Below are 18,748 nucleotides of genomic sequence, written 5' to 3' on the forward strand. Positions count from 1 at the left end.
CCCCTTCCGGGGAGGAGGGTATGGTTGCCCTCCTAACACACCTATTTCTAGGGTAAAGTTAGCTTCGCCAAGGTTTTAAGAGCTTGCTAGGTTAGTGGCACTTCCTTAACCCGATAAAGATGTTTAACCACTAACGACAGAGCCTGGGACTAGCTACGCATCCACAGGGTGTCATGACTCAAAAAACGTAGTCAATTAAGACTTAGGCTGGTCAACTAATGCTGAAGGTGAGGCATTACTTCGCGTAGCCTGCGCTCCGCCCATAGCCCCTTTACTTCAGTACGGGTTGCTGACATCGCGTGACCTTCAGTAGAAAAAATCAATTCGGGCTGAAATATCGAATACTCTCAGTCTACCGCTTTGGGAAGCCTACAACAAGTTAGCTGTTGATGGTTGACTGTTGACTGTTGACTGTTGACTGTTGACTGTTGACTAATTACTGATTACTGATTACTATTTATTCCCTGTTCCCTGTTCCCTGTTCCCTGTTCCCTCATTAATATGAATTCAGTGGATTTAGCCTTTACATCTGCTTTAGAACAAGCACGATTAATTCGCACAAAAGTTTTATCTCCTTTAGAATTAATTGATTTTTATTTAGATCGAATTCAACGCTTAAATCCGCAGTTGGGTTGTTATTTTACCGTCATTGCAGAAACTGCTATAGAACTCGCCCAAACCCAAACGGAACAACTCACCCAAGCTTCTGATATTAACGAATTACCGCCCTTTTTTGGGGTTCCTATTTCAATCAAAGATTTAAACCCCGTTGCGGGAGTAGCCTGTACTTATGGTTCACGGGCATTACTCGATAAAATAGCAACTTATGATGATGGAGTTGTTAGTCGCATTCGTCAAGCGGGATTTAATATATTAGGCAAAACCGCCACTTCAGAAGTCGGCTCATTACCCTACACCGAACCCGATGGCTTTCCTCCCGCTCGTAACCCTTGGAATTTAGATTATACCCCCGGTGGTTCCAGTGGAGGCGCAGCCGCAGCCGTAGCCGCCGGATTATCCCCCGTTGCTCATGGGTCGGATGGCGGGGGTTCAGTTCGTGGCCCTGCCTTTTGTTGTGGTTTAGTCGGAATTAAACCTACGCGGGGGCGAGTGTCCCATGCTCCAGTCGGAGACTTTCAAAGTGGGATTTCTAGCGATGGCCCCCTAGCCCGTACCGTTGCCGATGCTGCGGCATTATTAGATGTAATGTCAGGATATATTTTAGGTGATCCCTATTGGTTGCCTGATCCGAATCCTTCCTTTTTAGCTGCGACAAAACAGCCTCCCAAGTCTTTAAAAATTGCAGTAGCAACGTCTATTTTACCCGTTGGTCAAGCCTCCCCAGACTGTGAACAAGCGGTTAAAAATACCGTTAAGCTTCTGGAACAATTAGGTCATCAAATAGAAGTTATTAACCCCGATTTTACTGATATTATTGAACCGTTTACTTTGGTTTGGAAATCGGGAGTCGCAGCAGCCGGAATTCCTTCAGAGTATTTAGGTTCGGTGAATCAATGGTTAATGGAAACCCAAATAACAGCCGGACAATATTTGCAAGCGGTGTCTAAAATGCAGGTGGCAGGTCGTCAAATTGTCGCTTCATTAAGTCCCTTTGATGTTATTGTTTTACCCACCTATATGCACCCAGCAATTTCTGTGGGAGAATATGCTCAACTTTCGCCAGAAGAAACATTACAGCGTATTATTGAATGGATCGCTCCCTGTCCCGCTTTTAATGTTAGTGGTCAACCGGCGATCGCTATTCCCACAGGTTTCACGTCTGAAGGTTTACCCGTTGGGGTGCAATTAGTGGGAAAACCCGCAACGGAAGCCACTTTAATCGCCTTAGCAGCACAACTAGAGGCGGCACAACCCTGGGAACACCATCGCCCCCCCATAGGAATGACGTAATTCGATGTTAAACTTTTGAGATTGTTTAACCCAGACATTTGATTATGCCTGAAATTCCGGGATCTGGTTTTTCTATTCTTTCTCAACTCCAGGGGAAAAAATTGTTCTTTCCCTTGAGTTTTTTAACGTCTACAATTGTTAGCAGTTTTCTGCTGTTTCCTCTTTCAGTGCGTGCAGCAGAATCTGTTGTGATCAGACAAGGATTTATTTATGCTACGGTTTCGGTAAAAGACTTAAAAGAATTTGCAGAAACCGGAAAAGTTCCTTTAGGATTATTGGGTTATTTTAGTTTTTTAACTCCCGAACAAAAGCAACAGGCTTTAGGAGCTTTAAACATTAAAATTAAAATCCAAGATGAAACGGTAGATGCCATTGTTAATAGTCAAGTCGGAACTCGACTTTTAACTGATATTGATACCATTATTTCTTCTGAACAATCCCAAGGAGGGACTGCAATTAAAGAAGCGATTTTGTTGTCTGGTAAATCTCCCCAAGGGTTATCGGTTATTAATTTTTTAGAAAACTATCCCCTATCTAAAATTGAGATTAATGTTCCTAAAGCCTTTCAGGTTTTAAAACGATTAAATCAAGGATTTTGGCAAACTCAAAGATTACTATTAGAAGTTTTACCCAAATTTCCCACCGGAGACTTTCAACCTCCACCAATTACCTTTGATCCAACTCAAGCAGGGCCAGGAAAAGTTGAAATTACCCAAATAGAATTGCTGGATCAACAACGAAATCGTAATATTCCTGTTTATATTTATTCATCCTCCGCAGCCACACCCGATAAACCCCTAATTCTTTATTCTCACGGTCGGGGTTCAGATTATCAAGAATTACGCTATTTAATGGAACATTTAGCCTCCTATGGCTATACTGTTATTGTTCCTGAACATCCTGGGAGTAACGCCACTTATGTAGATAAGAATTTGTTTTTATCTCCCACAGAAATTATTGAACGCCCCCAAGATTTGATTTTTACGTTGGATGAATTAGAAAAATTGAATACCAATGATCCGAGATTTAAAGGTAAATTTAATACAAATAATACTTTAGTTTTTGGCTATTCTTATGGAGGAGCAACGGCTTTAGCTTTAGCGGGAGGAGAGTTTCAAATTGATGAACTCAGGAAAAATTGTGATCAAAGCTTTATTACTTTTAGTTTAGGAAAAGCTACCCAATGTTTAGCCGCAGAACTTCCGAAAGATCGCTATCACTTTAGTGATCCTCGAATTAAACGGGCGATATCCTTTGCTCCGACCGCTTCTGTTTTATTTGGAAAAACTGGATTAAATAAAGTTCAGGTTCCCACATTGATTTTAACACAATCTTCCGATAAAGTCACTCCGGCTTTACCTGAACAAATCGCCATTTTTCCTCAAATTAAAACCGAGAAATTATTATTAGGGGTTTTAGGAGCGACCCATTTAAGTGTTCGAGATCCTGGAACAATTGGGGATCAAAGTTGGATTCCCATTACTCCGATTTCTGGCGGTGAAGTAATTGCTGAGGCTTCAAAAGATGTCCGTAATTATGCTAAAATAATTGCCTTAGCAACCGCAGCACAGTTAACTCCAGAAGCAGAAAAATATCAGGTATTCCTGACACCCGAATATTATCGCTCTATTTCAACTCAAGCTTTTCCCGCGCGTTTAATTACGGATATTCCTCCAGAAACTCAAGTTTTTATTGAAGAGTTATTAGAAACTCAATATTAATATCTAGCAGTCCTAAATAGGTTGTAATATTTTATCGTAGGGTTTGGTTTCCAAACCCAGGCGCAAAGAGGGTTTGGAGGGACACATTGGTGTCAACTTAAGTCATAATGCCCTGAAATAAATTTCGGGCTAAGAAGCGATCGGCATCTAAAGATGACTCAAGACTTGTCTTTCTTAACCCGTTTTAACGGGTTTAAGCTTTTAGCCTGAAATTTATTTCAAGGCTTTTGGCGTTAAGTTGACACCGATGGGAGGGACATCACCCCTACAGGTTTTGATCACAAATCCTTTAGGATTGCTATAGTATACTTTCAGGGGTAAACTCTAGTCATTGAGGATATTGACATTGCAACTGCTCATTCCTTTTGAATTGCAGTGTTCTCCCTCTCAAACCCTCTTAATGTACAAACTGCTCAAATCCGATGATAGCAGTTGTATAAATACAGTGATTGACTGATACTAATCCAGCGAGCGTGAACCGTAAAATCTGTTTCTTTCAGTTAAGCTGTTCCCTATTCCCTATTCCCTGTTCCCTGCTATACAATAAATTCCCATAAATATGGTTATCTAAAAATTGCTTATGACTCCTAAAAAAATTCTAGGCTGGGGCGCTGTTGCTTTAGTTGTTGTATTTATTTCCTCTGGCGATACGTTTAAATTTTTGCCCAAACCCGCCAGAGAAGCGAGTAAAACCAGTCGTGAGTTTGTTGTGAGTTTATGGCCGAAATGGTTACGGCCTAAAGACACCAATGAAAAACGAGAGAAAGAACTAGAAAAAATTGAAAAAGGTCAGGGAGCGAAATAGGGTGTCAGGTGTCGGTTGTTGGTTGGCTGTTAACCGTTAACAGTCAACCGTCAACCGTCAACACATCCTTTAATCCTTCTTCATCCAGCTAAACATAGCGCGTAAATCTTTGCCGACTTCTTCAATACGATGTTCGGCTTCTTGACGACGCATGGCGGTGAAACCCGGTTTTCCTGCTTGATTTTCTAACACGAACTCTCTAGCAAATTGACCGGACTGAATTTCGCTGAGAATTTTCCGCATTTCGGCGCGAGTTTCATCAGTAATAATTCGAGGGCCGCGAGTCAAATCTCCATATTCAGCAGTATTAGAAATGCTATCGCGCATTTTAGCTAAACCGCCTTCCACGACTAAATCCACGATTAATTTAACTTCGTGCAAACATTCAAAATAAGCCAATTCCGGTTGATAACCTGCTTCGACTAATGTTTCAAATCCGGCTTTAATTAAAGCACTTAAACCGCCACATAAAACCGCCTGTTCCCCGAATAAATCGGTTTCAGTTTCTTCGCGGAAGGTGGTTTCTAATACACCACCACGAGTTCCCCCAATGCCTTTAGCATAGGCCATTGCTCGGTCACGGGCTTGTCCCGAAGCATCTTGATAGACGGCAAATAAAGCCGGGACGCCTTGTCCTTGTTCGTAGGTGCGGCGCACTAAATGTCCGGGGCCTTTGGGTGCTACCATGACCACATCCACCGTAGAGGGGGGAACAACTTGACCAAAGTGAATATTAAATCCATGAGCAAAGGCCAGGGTTTTGCCTTCGGTTAAATAGGGTTCAATTTCGTTTTTATAAACGGTTTTTTGCACTTCATCAGGAAGCAGAATCATAATGAAGTCAGCAGCCTTAGCCGCATCGGCAACGCTATGCACGGTCAAACCTGCATCTTTGGCTTTGATGGCTGACTTACTGCCGGGATATAACCCGATAATCACATTCATGCCACTATCTTTTAAATTGAGTGCATGGGCATGGCCTTGAGAACCATAACCAATAATTGCAATGGTTTTCCCTGCCAAAATATCTAAATTGGCATCGGCATCATAATACATTCGAGCCATCTGGCTTCTCCTTCGGTGCTTGTGGGGTGAGTATGCAAAACCTTGATCATATCATGCTCTGGTATGATGTTACGGTTCATCGCACCGAGTCAGAAATTATGCTGGAGTATATTACCCTCCCGAATCAAGTTTTACCTCCTGTAGCCCCCTATTCCCATGCGGTCAGGGCCGGAGATTTTTTGTTTGTGACTGGACAACTCGCTGAAAATCCTGAAACTGGGGAAGTGATTAAGGGAGCGATTGAACAACAAACTCAGCAAGTGATGGAAAACTTAAAATTAGTCCTAAATCATGCAAAAACCAGTTTTAATCGAGTTGTCATGGCTCGAATTTTTGTAACGGATTTTCGATACTATGAAACGGTCAATACCATCTATGCTTCTTATTTTCAAGCGGAACATTTACCCTGTCGAACCACCGTTGGCGTGATGGGACTGGCGGGTTTGGGAGATGTTGAGATTGATTTAATTGTGTATTGTGGAGACTGAACTGTTAACGACTCCACAATTGTATCAAATCATCAAATCATGTAAACATATATATAGTTAGTGTTATAGTCTGTAATGCTATCAAGGGTTACAACACTTGTTATAATGAGTTTGTGGCAAGGTTGTGTGCAGTTTAAGTTAGACAAACTGTTATTAAGTCTTGTTTCAGCTTGCCTTTTTTCTTTAAGAAAGAGGATGGGATGATGAATACTAGAAGATAAGCCCTCTATCCCAGGGTAGAGAAAAGCGATCTAGGACTCAATACTAGCGGTGAGGATGTCAGTAACTCATGGCTAAAGCCACTGAGCTTGTAAGAGCAATTGAAGCAAGCTGTACTGACCAGCCTAAGACTGTAAAGGTCTACGTTTTTGGAGTCACGACACCCTAGAATGCGTAGCTAGTTCCAGGCTCTGTCACTTGTAATTAAACAGTTCTAAAGTCACTGGAACAGTGTTACAAGTCTAAAAAGCTCTTAAAACATTGGCGAAGCTAACTTTACCCCAGAAATGGGAGTGCTATGCGTACAGGAATGGTTGATTGGGGAATGGTAATTGTCCCGTTTTTAAGTGCAATACAAAGGTACACCTGATTGAGTATTCCCAAGGCGGTAGCAAATTTAATATTTCACGGGGAATTTATTCCCCTGAGTCTATTTTCCTCTGCTGGTCTGAAGCACGCAAAGCATGAAAACCTTGTCTCCGTGAAAACGGGCAGGGGGACGCGCCAGTTTCCAATCTCCCATGAGGTTTTTATGAAACAACCTTCACAGTTAACTCGGCTGATTTGGGATTTTTATCGGGAAAACCAACAGGAGTTAGACCAACTTCAACTCCTGAGAAACTGTAAAGTATTCCGGCGGTGGGGGGTGTTACATATTCAGTGTCTGACCCAGGAAATGGGTGAAGCCATCGCGGAGGTTTACAGTTTAATCCGAGAACCTGTATCTCAAATGCGGCTCGCGCCCAAAATTAAAATATCTGTTAAGAACATAACAGTTGCTGTATTTTGTGTTAAACCCAATCAAATTATGGCTTAAACAACTCAGGATGTTTTGGACATCTTTGCAGGAATTTAAGTCTCAACAAGTTCCCTGCTATTTCCCCAGAAGTGCAGGGAACTTGCTGAAAAGGGGAAGGGAATTAACCCAAATTGTTAACGAGAATACGAATTAGTGCCTGATCCTAACTTGAAACAAGAATTATGGAACTATCGAAAACCCAACGGAAAAAGCAACAAGTGAAACAAGCTCTCAAAGAAACCCCAACGCCTAAATATGTTGATCACTATATTACCGTAGCCAATCTCAGCTACTATCTGCAATTGCAGCAGCAATATTAGAGAATTGTCTTGAAATCTGGAGAAAGGGTGTTGAAGGAACTGACAAAGAACAAGATCACCTTTACAATTGGGGGTCTACAATCAATGATTTGACTCAGTATGGTTAGCTTAACACCGAATCCTAGTTTTAGCGTTACAATTCGTCTGGAACTGCCCAATCGCGCCGGAATGTTGGCGAGTGTTGTCCAAGCGATCGCATCAGTGGGGGGGAATTTAGGCCAAATTGACTTAATTGAACAAACCCTGCAAAAAACACTTCGAGAAATTAGCGTGGATGCTTCAAGTGGCGAACACGCGGAACAAATTGTCCAAGCGGTGAAAGACTTACCCGACTTAAAAGTATTAGCGGTTTATGACCGAACTTTTAATCTGCATCGGGCCGGAAAAATTAGTATTCAGAGTAAAATTCCCCTCAAATCTCAATCGGATTTAGCCATGGCCTATACTCCGGGTGTGGGTCGGATTTGTAAGGCGATCGCCGAAGATCCTCAACAGATTTATAGCTTGACGATTAAACAAAATACTGTTGCTATTGTCACCGATGGTAGTGCGGTTTTAGGTCTAGGAAACTTGGGGCCAGGTGGAGCTTTACCCGTGATGGAAGGGAAGGCTATGTTGTTTAAAGAATTTGGGGATATTGATGCGTTTCCGATTTGTTTGGATACTCAAGATACAGACAAAATTATCGAAACTGTTAAATATATTGCCCCTGTTTTTGGGGGAATTAATTTAGAAGATATTGCCGCACCTCGATGTTTTGAAATTGAAGCCAAACTGCGGGAAGCTTTGGATATTCCCATCTTTCATGATGATCAACATGGTACGGCAATTGTCAGTTTAGCCGCGTTAATTAATTCCCTGAAATTAGTCAAGAAATCAATGGAAGAAATTCACCTGGTTTTAAACGGGGCGGGGGCTGCGGGAGTCGCAATGGCGCGTTTATTCAAAAAAGCCGGAGTTCGTTATATTACGATCTGTGATTCTAAAGGAATTGTTTCCCATAATCGCACGGATATTAATGATCAAAAACGAGAATTTGCTGTTGATTTATCAGGAACTTTAGCCGATGCGATGAAAGATGCGGATGTATTTATGGGAGTTAGTGCCCCTGGTGTGGTGACACCGGAAATGGTACGTTCGATGGCAAAAGATCCGATTGTTTTTGCGATGGCGAATCCTATTCCTGAAATTCAACCGGAATTAATTGTTGATGATGTGGCGGTGATGGCAACCGGACGCAGTGATTATCCGAATCAAATTAATAACGTTTTAGCGTTTCCGGGTATTTTCCGAGGGGCGTTAGATTGTGGGGCAAAAAGTTTAACGATTTCCATGTATTTAGAAGCAGCAACAGCCATCGCTTCTTTAGTGTCTCCAAGTGATTTAGATCCCGAACATATTGTTCCTTCAGTGTTTGATAAACGGGTTGCCACTGCTGTTGCCAGTGCCGTTGCCCATACCGCCCGTCAAGAAGGGTTAGCTCGTCATTAATCCTTTGTTATAACACTCGTAGTGAGGCGTTTACGCCTCTATTTACTATTTAGAGGCGTGAACGCCTCACTACGATTATATAGCAGTCGCGCCTGGGGTGTTAGGACATAGACTGATGCTAAAACGTAAACCGTACACCCCTGTTCCCTGTTCCCTGTTCCCTGCTATACCTAAATAGTGACTGTAAAAATAGAACCTTGAGGATAGTTATTATCTACAGAAATTGTGCCTCCGTGTGCTTCAATGGCTATTTTACAAAAAGCTAAACCTAATCCCGTTTGAGCAATTCCTTTGTGAAAGGTGCCCACATCATATTTTTCAAAAATGCGTTGTTGAAGTTCTTCGCTGATGCCAGAGCCCGAATCTATCACCTGAATTTTAACTGCTTTTTCTGGGGGATAACTAATTCTTAAAATAATTTGACCTCCGGGTGGGGAAAATTTAATGGCGTTGGATAATAAATTCTCCATAACTCGTCGTAAAATCACCGAATCGACTTCAATCTGTTTCCCAGGTTCTGGTAATTCACACACCAATTTCATCTGACTATGGACTGCCACAGGTTCAAAATCCGTTGCAATTGCTTGACCCATTTCATACATATCTACAGGATCATAATTTAGAACTAATTGATCGGCTTGAACTTTAGCAATAATTAATAAACTATCGACTAACGATACCATGCGTTGGCTAAGTCTAAAAATATCTTCAATTTTTTGGCGTTGTTTGGGTTGTAACTCTGAACGCCTAAGAAGTTCACAACTAAATAAAATTCCTGCTAAAGGATTATTCAAATCATGAATAATCATATTGGATAAATCATCTCTGACTTGAAGTAAGGCTTGTAATTCATCATATTGCTGTTTAATTCTTAACATAGATCGAACCCTAGCTCGGAGTTCTATCCCATTCACGGGTTTACTAATAAAATCATCCGCACCTGCATCTAAACAAAGGGCTAAATCTTCTTTTGCGGTTAGAGCCGTAACCATAATAATTGGAATATGACACCACAAAGAATTAGCTTTAATCTGATGACAAAGTTGAATGCCATCTAACTCTGGCATCATCACATCCAATAAAATTATGTCCGGGAAATGAAGCGATAAACGTTCTAATGCTTCAGCACCACTACCAGCAAAACTCAGATGATAGCCTTCTCTAAATAAGAGAATTTCGATGACATCAAAGTTATCGGGTTCATCATCAATCACAAGTACAGAGGGGGATGAAGCCATTGTTAACTCCTTTTAATTGACAATAAATTCTGTATCGTTTCTAATAATTTTACAAGACGAATTGGTTTTGTTAAATACGCATTTGCCCCAACAGCTAAACATCGTTCTTCATCTCCAGGCATAGCCAAAGCTGTTAATGCAATAATCGGAATTGTGGCAATTTCTGAATTAGCGCGAATTTGACAAATAGCAGTCAATCCATCCATTTCGGGCATAGAAATATCCATTAAAATTAATTCAGGTCGTTGCTGTTGTGTAATTTCAATCGCTTCTAAACCATTTTTAGCGACCAAAACACGATAACCTTTACAATCCAAATATTCAGAAACCATGATAATATTTGACTCATTATCTTCAGCTAATAACACTAAGGGAGAATTTGCTAACGAGATAGTGGGTGGCGGATGGATATCCCTTAAACCCAGAGTTCTCAAGGGTGAACCCGCTACAATAGCCAAGTCTTCCCCAGGAAGTTGCGAAGTTCTATAGGGGATTTTTACAGTAAAACAACTGCCTTGATCCAGGTTGCTGCTAACACTAACACAACCTTGATGTAACTCAGTAATGCGTCGCACCATTGCTAACCCTAATCCGGTTCCCGAATGGGTTCGACTTAAACGATTATCTAACTGTACAAAAGACTGAAATAGTTTATCTTGATCCGAGGGTGCAATCCCAATTCCTCTATCTTCGACTTCAAAAACTAACATTTCTGAAACATCAAGATTCGGGCAGGCTTCTGGGGTCTTTGGGTTGCTTTCAATTCTAACACGCAAGGTAATTTTTTCCCCTTCTGGGGTAAATTTAACAGCATTGCTTAACAAATTAATTAAAACCTGTCGAATTTGTCGTTGATCGAGGAAAACAATACAATCCTTCGGTAACAATTCCGTGATTAATTGCATCCTTTTTTTATGAGCTTGGGGACGAATAAACGCTAGGCTATAGTCACATAATTGGTAAAGAGAAACGGCAGACATTTCCAATTTAACTTGACCGGATTCAATTTTAGCTAAGTCTAAAATATCATTAATTAGTTCTAAAAGGTGTTGACCACTGCGTTGAACGATTGTCAGAGATCTGCGTTGTTTTTCGGTTAGGGAACCATAAACTTCTTCTAATAACCCTTCTGACATTCCTAGAATTGCATTTAAGGGCGTTCTTAATTCATGGCTCATATTCGCTAAAAATTCATCTTTGAGGCGCGTCGCTTGAGCTAAGGCTTGGTTGGTTAACTTTAATTGCTCATTGGTGGTTTGGAGTTGTAATTCAGTTTCCTGTCGTTCTTTTAATTCAATTTTAAGTTTTTGATAAAGTTCCGATTGTTGAATGGCGATCGCTAATTGACTAGCTAACTGTTGTAATAAATTAATTTCCCAAGGTTGCCACTGTCGAGGTTGAAAACACTGATGTGCCACTAATAGCCCCCAAAGTCGATCATTTTGCACAATCGGAACCACTAATTTTGCTTGAATTTGATAGGTTTCCATAAATTCTTGTAAGCAAATCGGTTCCGTTTTCAGGCTACGATCTGCCAAGTTATAAATTTTTCCTTGTCGATATTGTTGATAACAAGATACAGGAAAGGTTTCCATATCGAAAACATGATCAAATAAACAGATGCAACCCGGTGAGCAGGTTTCAGCAATTACTTTTCCGCGATTATCCTCCATAATTTGATAAATTAACATCCGATCAGATTGCAAAATTTTATAGGTTTCGTTTGCTGCTTTATTCAGAATGTCCTGCAAGTTTAAAGATTCTCGTAAACGCTGGGTGACAGTATTTAATAATTGTTCCCGTTCTATTTGTTGTTGGAGGGCATTTTCGATCAATTGACGTTCTGTGATATCGGAAACGATTCCTAATCGTCCTTTAACCTGACCCTCAGCATCGGTCAATAGAAACTTAACCCCTTGAAAATACCGTTCTTCTCCTGTCGTTGTTATCATTGATAATTCAAAATTCTGCCGAGTTTCCTCTGGAATCTGGGCGGTAAACAACGGGCTCATTTGTTGAGACGAATTTTGCTGAATGGGAGCGGGAATTTCGTCTAATTTTTTATGAATAATATCTGAAATCTTTTTGCTATAGAAACGAGCCATTGTTTCGTTGACTAACAACACTTTCCCCTGTAAATTAGTCACAAAAATCCAACTAGGATTGGCATCAATAATCCTATATAAAAATGATTTCTGTTCTAATAATTCCTGTTCGGCTTCTTTGCGATCGCTAATTTCTTGTTGTAAACGTTCATTTGTATATTGTAAAGCCAGTGTTCGACCTTGCACCCGGTCTTCAAGTTGTTGATTCAAGCTTCGCAATTCAGCTTCAATCTGTTCTCGTTCAGTAATATCTAATCCCGTGGCAATAATATATTCAATTTCGCCGTGTTGATCAGATAAAATCGTATTAGACCAACTGATCAAGCGACGATTTCCCCGTTTTGTGACCCAGTAATTATCATGACGATCAGAACATTCTCCCTTGCATAAGTTTTGAAATACAACTCTAATCTGTTGTTGTTCTTCTGGGAGAATTAAAAAATCCCAAAAATATTTTCCCTCTAATTCCTGAGTAGAATACTCCGTTAATTGCTCACAGGCTTGATTAAATCGGACAATTCTCCCTTGACGATCCAAAACAATGATTAAAGCGGCAACTGATCCTAAAACTGCCGATATAAAGTTCCGTTCTTGTGTTAAAGCTTGTTCTATTTTCTGTCGTTTTTGTAATTCTTTTTGCGCTTGATCATATAATTCCCCATGACGAATAGCGATCGCTAATTGTACCCCAATTCCCCGAAGAACATTAAATTCTCCCTCTGTCCATTTCCGAAAATTAGCACATTGATGCACAATTAATAGTCCCCAAAGATGAACCTTGGAAGTAGAAATTGGTTCGTTATCATCATTGAGTAAAATGGGTGTAATCAAACTCGATTTGATTTGCCATTCTTCTAATAATTCAATATGACAATTCGCTAATTCCGCCTGGTAAATATTAGCAATTCCCCGTTGTTTTCGATGGCGATATTGCTGCTTTTGTTCTTCGGGAAAACAATGGCTACCTAAATATAAACCTAAACAGGATGACCAAGACGGTAATACAGACTCGGCAATAATCCGACCTCCTCCTAGGGGTAAAAACTGATAAACCACCACTCGGTCTGCCTTTAAACATCGGCTAACTTCTGCCACTGCGGTGGTTAAAATATCATCTAGGTTCAAAAATTGCAAAATCCGCAACGCCACATTCGCAACTAATTGTTGTTGTTCTTGTTGCTGTTGAATTTGTCTAACTAAAAATATTTGTTCTAATACCAAATGGACTCTGTGGCAGAGATCATCGCAGGTAATCTGATCCTTAATAATATAATCTTTTACCCCATTTTTGAGGGCTTGAACCGCTACATTTTCATTTCCTTGTCCTGTAATCATCAGGATCGGTAGAGTCGGAATTGGAATAAACTGTTGTAGCTGTTCTAAAAACTCTAACCCATCCATATCTGATAGTAAATAATCTAGTAACATCAGGTCAGGAGGGGATTTGCGGCAGTATTCTAAGGCAATTTCAGCAGAATTAGCATCAATAATTGTATAGGAATAATGGGGATCAGATTGTAAGTAACGACGATAAGCAACTCGATCTTCTGTCGAATCGTCAAGGAGCAAAATAGTAACATGAGGATGTGGCATAGTAACAGCTTACAGAAAAGTTTCAGAGCAGCAGAGAAACTTCTAGCCAATAATGAATAAAATGCTGGATAGTCTGTTTAAAGGCATCTATTCCTACCGGTTTTAACAGATAGCTGTTAGCTCCATAGAGATAGGAGGTTTGTACATCTTTAGGGTTAGAAGAAGATGTTAGCACAATAATCGGGATACTTCTTAGAATTGTATCTTGTTTGACTTGTTGAATCACCTCCCGACCATCGGTTCCAGGTAAGTTAAGATCCAGAAGAATTAAATCAGGAGTGGGTGTAAATTCTGTGTTAGCATAAACACCCTGATGATAGAGATAGGCTAACGCATCATCTCCATCAATGGCTCGATAAATCGGATGAGCGTAGCGTAACTGTCGCATCACCCGTGTTAACGCCGTAAAATCTTCATCACTATCTTCAACGACTAATATAGTTCTTGGTTCACCCATTCAATGTCCTTGGTCTTTTCATCTTTTTCAATCCTAACTAATAAGGGAGGGTAAAGTAAAATGTTGTTCCTTCACCTGCAATTGAGTTAAGCCATAAAATTCCCCCATGTCGCTCAATAATTTTTTTAACAATCGTTAATCCGGCTCCTGTCCCGCCACCATATTTTCCCGGTGCATGGAGACGCTTGAAAATTCTAAAAATTGTCTCATAATGTTTTTCAGGAATTCCAATACCATTATCTCGAATATAAAACGTTAAAAAGAATTTTTCCTCCTGATCTAATACAGGTTCGGGATCTAAATAGCCAATTTCAATCCCCTTAGTTGCATGGTCATTATATTTTAATCCATTACTGATTAAATTCGTAAAAATTTCTTGAATTAAATTTTTATCCCCTCGAATCATAGGAAAAGAACGGGGAATTTTAATATCGATTTGCTCGGCTCGATAACTCATCCGAAAAACTTCTACAATTCCCGGAATTAATTCATTCAAATCCAGAGGATTGAGGTTAAGTTCTTGTCGTCCGAGACGAGAAAAATGCAGTAGAGAATTGATTAAATCCTCCATCCGTTTCGTTAATCGTACTAAGGTTTCTAGTTTAGAGATACCCTCTTGATCAAGAACTTGACTATAATCTTCTAATAAAAAGGTAGAATAATTATGAATTCCTCGCAAGGGTTCTTTTAAATCATGGGACGCAATATAAACAAAGGAATCTAATTCACTATTCGAGCGTTGTAATTCTAAATTAATTGCAGCTAGTTCGTCCGCTTTTCGCAAAATAATTCCGACTAATGCGCTTCTGAGTTCGATTGCGCCTTCAATTTCAAAGGGTTGCCAAGGTAAGGATTTTCCGAGAACCGTTTCTCGCCACAGTGCAAAAGATTTGCGCGGAAAAATCGTAAAACTGCCGTCTGCTTCGATTTGTTTGGGTTTATCAGGATTTCCCGCCCAGTTAACATATTGTAATTGTTCAGGACGAAACCATAACACAAAGTTTCGTTGAATTTTGGTAATACAAATTGCTAATAGCCCACTAGCAACATCCTGAAAACTAGCCGCCGGAGGGTAAACTTCTGATAAGGAATTCGTCGCAAAAAAATGATGATCAAATTGTTCAGAAAGCCAAAGAATTAGTCCTTCTAGTTCTGAATCGTTAGGGATTTTTCCAATTCCCATTAAATCATCCCCTTGAACAATTACCGCGCCTTCCGCCCCGACTAATTTCAGGAGATTGTTTTGATTTTGAAGTAAGGCGTCGGTAACACTTCCGGCCTGAGCAATAATATCAGTAAATTGGGTTTGTAGGGATTTCAAAGAAAATTTATAGTCTAAATTTTCATTTTCTTCTTTACAGGGTAATTCTAAAGACATCGCTTGCCCTAAAAATTCACAGACTATTCTTAGATCATAGGATATAAATTTAGGGCTATAATGATGACAAGCAATTAATCCCCACAGTTGATTGTTTTTAACAATAGAAATGGACAGAGATGCACCTACGCCCATATTGTGTAAATATTCAATATGAATTGGGGAGACACTACGGAGAACACTAAAGCTTAAGTCCAGGGGATCTTCTGGCTGATTAGACGGACTAGAAACAAGGGGAATAGGTTGATAGTTAATATCAGGAATTAATCGTAATCCATTCAGGACATAAAGTTTTTTTGCTTGTTGAGGAATATCAGAATCAGGATAATGTAATCCGAAATAAGGTTCTAATTCTTCTGGTTTATCTTCTGCTATTACTGTTCCTGAGCCATCAGTTTCAAACCGATAGACCATGACTCGATCAAACCCCGTAATTTTTCGGATTTGTTGGACTAAAACAGTACACATTTGATGAAGGGTTGTTGTTTTCTGCATTTTCAACAACGCCCCTTTGGTAAGTTCATAAAACCTAAAAAAATCGGGTGTTTCTAAAGCACTTGAGGGTTCTAATTCTAAAATAAAATAATCTTGAGGAGATTGATGAATAATCCCCTGAAAAAATTTGATATCTTGGTTTACCTGCAAATGAATTTTAACCGGATTGACCTGTTCAAAGATTTTCCCTAAACAGGCTTGAATTGCTAATAGTTCTTTGGGGGTTAGAAGCCAGGAAAGGGGTTGTCCTAAACACTGTTCTGTAGATATACCTAAATGAACCTCTGTATTAGCGCTAACTTGAAGAATATTGAGGTCAGGATTGGATAATACAAACAGAACACCGTGAGATTGAATTGCACCCGGAATATGAATCGCTTCTCGATCACAATTGGTTAAACTTAAAGGTTCGTTAGCAGGTAAGTTGGTCAAGCTCATGGTTGTCTGAGTTTTGAATGGATATAATCACTAAGATACACCTGAAATGGCGATTAAATATTCCCCGAAGAGTGGTATAATCAAACTGGAGATTATGCAGGATTTCCAACAAATCATTCTACAAGTCCAGGATCGAGGGATTGGAATTCCTGAAGCCGAGCAAGCAAAAGTCTTTGATAGATTTTATCGAGGTTCCAATATCGGAAATATTTCCGGCACTGGCTTAGATTTAGCACAGGTTAAAGGCTTTGTCGAGGCTCATTGGGAAAACATTTCAATTCACAGCAAACTGGGTTCAGAAACTCAATTTACCGTTCAATTGTCTCGAATTCCTGATATCAAGGATTATACCATTATCACCAAATTACAAAAACACCCCCTAAACTCCAAAAAATATTAAACGGATTCGGAAAATAAATTGATTTGAGAGAAACAACCATGTCTAAAATTCTTGTGATTGAAGATGAAGACTTAATTCGGGATAATATTGTAGAACTTCTCGAAGCTGAAGACTTTGAAGTGTTCAATGCTGAAAATGGCAAAATCGGTGTTCAATTAGCTTTTCAACATCAACCCGATTTAATTTTGTGTGATGTGATGATGCCAGAACTTGATGGTTATGGAGTGCTTACCGCTTTACAAGAAAATTCGATCACCGCGACTATTCCTTTCATTTTTTTAACAGCAAAAGCGGATTTAGGCGACGTGCGAAAGGGAATGCAGCATGGGGCGGATGACTATATCACCAAACCCTGCACAGCAACAGAATTACTCAAATCCATTGTAATTCGTTTGGAAAAACACGCTACTTTAAAAGCTCGTTATAGTAATGAATTAAAATTAGCTGAATCTAAACTTAATCAATTAATTTATCAAGATAGTACCACCAACTTACCGAACCGTTTATCCTTGTTAGAATACTTTCAAGAAATTTTACATCAGTTTTTATCCCTGTCTGTTGCCGATAAAAATTGGCAGCAAAATGGCATGATTCCCATTTTATGTTTAGGAGTAGATCGGTTTAGTCGAATTAACGATATTTTAGGTTATGAAGGAGGAGATTTACTCTTAAAAGCCGTCGCCGAACGGTTAAGAAATAGTTTACATTCTGAGAATATTATTACTCATCTTAATGGGGATCAATTTGCTGTTTTATTAAAACCTGTTCTGGAAGAACAACCGATTAAAACAGTTATTGAAGGGTTACAACAGGCAATTTCTGACCCTTTTGTTTTAACAAACCGGGAAGTTTTGATCACCGTTAGTGCTGGAATTGCCCTTTATCCGCAAGATGGTCGGGATATTCAACAACTCCTGCGGGGGGCCAAACAGGCGATGAATCAAGTTAAACAACAAGGAGGAAATCATTATAGTTTTTATACCCCCGCTTCCGACAATGAACTCTCAGAACGGATTGATTTAGAAGTTGCTCTGCGCTATGCTTTAGAACGAGACGAATTTCAACTTTACTATCAACCCCAAGTCAGTTTAAAAACCGGAAATATTGTCGGGGCTGAAGCTTTAATTCGCTGGAAACATCCCCAAAAAGGTATGATTTCCCCGATGAAATTTATTCCAATTGCGGAAGAAAATGGTTTAATTGAACCGATTGGGGAATGGGTTTTACATCAAGCCTGCCAAGATAGTAAAGGATGGCGATCGCAAGGGTTGGGAAGTTTGCGCGTAGCGGTGAATTTATCCGGTCGGCAATTCCGAACTCCTAATCTGCGCCAAAAGTTGGTGCAAATTTTACTCAGTACAGGTTGTGAACCCGATTATTTAGAATTAGAATTAACAGAAAGTTTGTTAATTCGAGATGCGGAATTATCCATCCAACAGTTACAAGCTTTAAAAGCTCTAGGATTAAAAATAGCAATTGATGATTTTGGGACTGGATATTCTTCTCTTAACTATTTACAAAAATTCCCTTTCGATGTGCTAAAAATAGATCAATGTTTTGTTCGCAATCTCCATACTAATAAAATCAATGTAGCCATTACAAAATCCTTGATTTCAATGGCCCATCTTTTGAATTTAAAAGTGATTGCTGAAGGGGTAGAAACTCAAGAAGAATTACAGATTCTGGATGAGTTTAACTGTGATGAAATTCAGGGTTATCTCTTTAGTCGTCCTCTCAGTTTAGAGGATTTTAAAGCCTTCGTTAAAAGTGGAACTCAACTGAAGGTTTCTCAACCTCATTCTTAAAGGGGTTTGATTAAAAATTA

General features: G+C 39.7%; 14 protein-coding genes. 9 read left to right on the plus strand and 5 right to left on the minus strand.

All coding sequences use genetic code 11. From position 1 onward, the window contains the following. Positions 1 to 501: 501 nt before the first annotated feature. The 3 genes from PL8927_RS08430 to PL8927_RS08440 all read left to right on the plus strand — a co-directional run bounded on the left by PL8927_RS08430 (position 502) and on the right by PL8927_RS08440 (position 4,437). Positions 502 to 1,911: an amidase gene (locus PL8927_RS08430; protein ID WP_083619684.1), complete on the plus strand. Its 1,410-nt coding sequence runs from the start codon at positions 502 to 504 to the stop codon at positions 1,909 to 1,911. Between the two features lie 44 nt (positions 1,912 to 1,955). Then, positions 1,956 to 3,632: an alpha/beta hydrolase gene (locus PL8927_RS08435; protein ID WP_083619687.1), complete on the plus strand. Its 1,677-nt coding sequence runs from the start codon at positions 1,956 to 1,958 to the stop codon at positions 3,630 to 3,632. A 580-nt stretch (positions 3,633 to 4,212) separates the two neighbouring features. Then, positions 4,213 to 4,437 (plus strand): hypothetical protein, encoded by a 225-nt coding sequence (locus PL8927_RS08440; protein WP_083619690.1) that lies wholly within the window; start codon positions 4,213 to 4,215, stop codon positions 4,435 to 4,437. Between the two features lie 69 nt (positions 4,438 to 4,506). Here the strand turns inward: PL8927_RS08440 and ilvC are convergent, their stop codons facing one another. Continuing rightward, on the minus strand, positions 4,507 to 5,502 hold the full coding sequence (ilvC, locus tag PL8927_RS08445) for a ketol-acid reductoisomerase (protein WP_083619693.1): 996 nt from the start codon (positions 5,500 to 5,502) through the stop codon (positions 4,507 to 4,509). Positions 5,503 to 5,534: 32 nt separating this feature from the next. On the opposite strand from ilvC, the gene PL8927_RS08450 reads away from it, so the two are divergent. From PL8927_RS08450 to PL8927_RS08465, 4 genes are all read left to right on the plus strand, one after another. Further along, positions 5,535 to 5,990, plus strand: a complete 456-nt coding sequence (locus PL8927_RS08450) for a RidA family protein (protein ID WP_231505955.1) — start codon at positions 5,535 to 5,537, stop codon at positions 5,988 to 5,990. Between the two features lie 751 nt (positions 5,991 to 6,741). Continuing rightward, positions 6,742 to 7,026 (plus strand): hypothetical protein, encoded by a 285-nt coding sequence (locus PL8927_RS08455; RefSeq protein ID WP_083619695.1) that lies wholly within the window; start codon positions 6,742 to 6,744, stop codon positions 7,024 to 7,026. Between the two features lie 164 nt (positions 7,027 to 7,190). After that, complete coding sequence (locus PL8927_RS08460; RefSeq protein WP_156093139.1) at positions 7,191 to 7,328, plus strand: hypothetical protein; 138 nt, start codon at positions 7,191 to 7,193, stop codon at positions 7,326 to 7,328. A gap of 99 nt (positions 7,329 to 7,427) precedes the next feature. Next, entirely contained in the window at positions 7,428 to 8,819 is a 1,392-nt protein-coding gene (locus PL8927_RS08465; protein ID WP_083619698.1) for a malic enzyme-like NAD(P)-binding protein, read from the plus strand. A gap of 170 nt (positions 8,820 to 8,989) precedes the next feature. Here the strand turns inward: PL8927_RS08465 and PL8927_RS08470 are convergent, their stop codons facing one another. Genes PL8927_RS08470 through PL8927_RS08485 form a run of 4 tightly spaced genes read right to left on the minus strand, consistent with a single transcriptional unit; the run spans position 8,990 to position 16,523 of the window. Then, entirely contained in the window at positions 8,990 to 10,057 is a 1,068-nt protein-coding gene (locus tag PL8927_RS08470) for a hybrid sensor histidine kinase/response regulator (RefSeq protein WP_083619701.1), read from the minus strand. 2 nt (positions 10,058 to 10,059) lie between these two features. Next, complete coding sequence (locus PL8927_RS08475) at positions 10,060 to 13,755, minus strand: response regulator (protein ID WP_083619704.1); 3,696 nt, start codon at positions 13,753 to 13,755, stop codon at positions 10,060 to 10,062. Positions 13,756 to 13,777: 22 nt separating this feature from the next. Beyond that, entirely contained in the window at positions 13,778 to 14,212 is a 435-nt protein-coding gene (locus tag PL8927_RS08480; RefSeq protein ID WP_083619707.1) for a response regulator, read from the minus strand. Positions 14,213 to 14,249: 37 nt separating this feature from the next. After that, a complete protein-coding gene (locus PL8927_RS08485) occupies positions 14,250 to 16,523 on the minus strand; it encodes an ATP-binding protein (protein WP_083619710.1) in 2,274 nt (757 codons plus the stop codon). Positions 16,524 to 16,569: 46 nt separating this feature from the next. Between PL8927_RS08485 and PL8927_RS08490 the strand changes: the two genes are divergently transcribed. Further along, the gene (locus PL8927_RS08490; RefSeq protein ID WP_083619713.1) at positions 16,570 to 16,923 is read left to right on the plus strand and encodes a sensor histidine kinase; all 354 of its coding nucleotides are present in this window, start codon (positions 16,570 to 16,572) and stop codon (positions 16,921 to 16,923) included. A 38-nt stretch (positions 16,924 to 16,961) separates the two neighbouring features. Beyond that, positions 16,962 to 18,728, plus strand: coding sequence for an EAL domain-containing response regulator (locus PL8927_RS08495; protein WP_083619716.1), 1,767 nt, complete (start codon positions 16,962 to 16,964; stop codon positions 18,726 to 18,728). The last annotated feature ends 20 nt before the right edge of the window (positions 18,729 to 18,748 follow it).

This window comes from Planktothrix serta PCC 8927 (assembly GCF_900010725.2).
In the GTDB taxonomy this organism is placed as follows: Bacteria; Cyanobacteriota; Cyanobacteriia; order Cyanobacteriales; family Microcoleaceae; genus Planktothrix; species Planktothrix serta.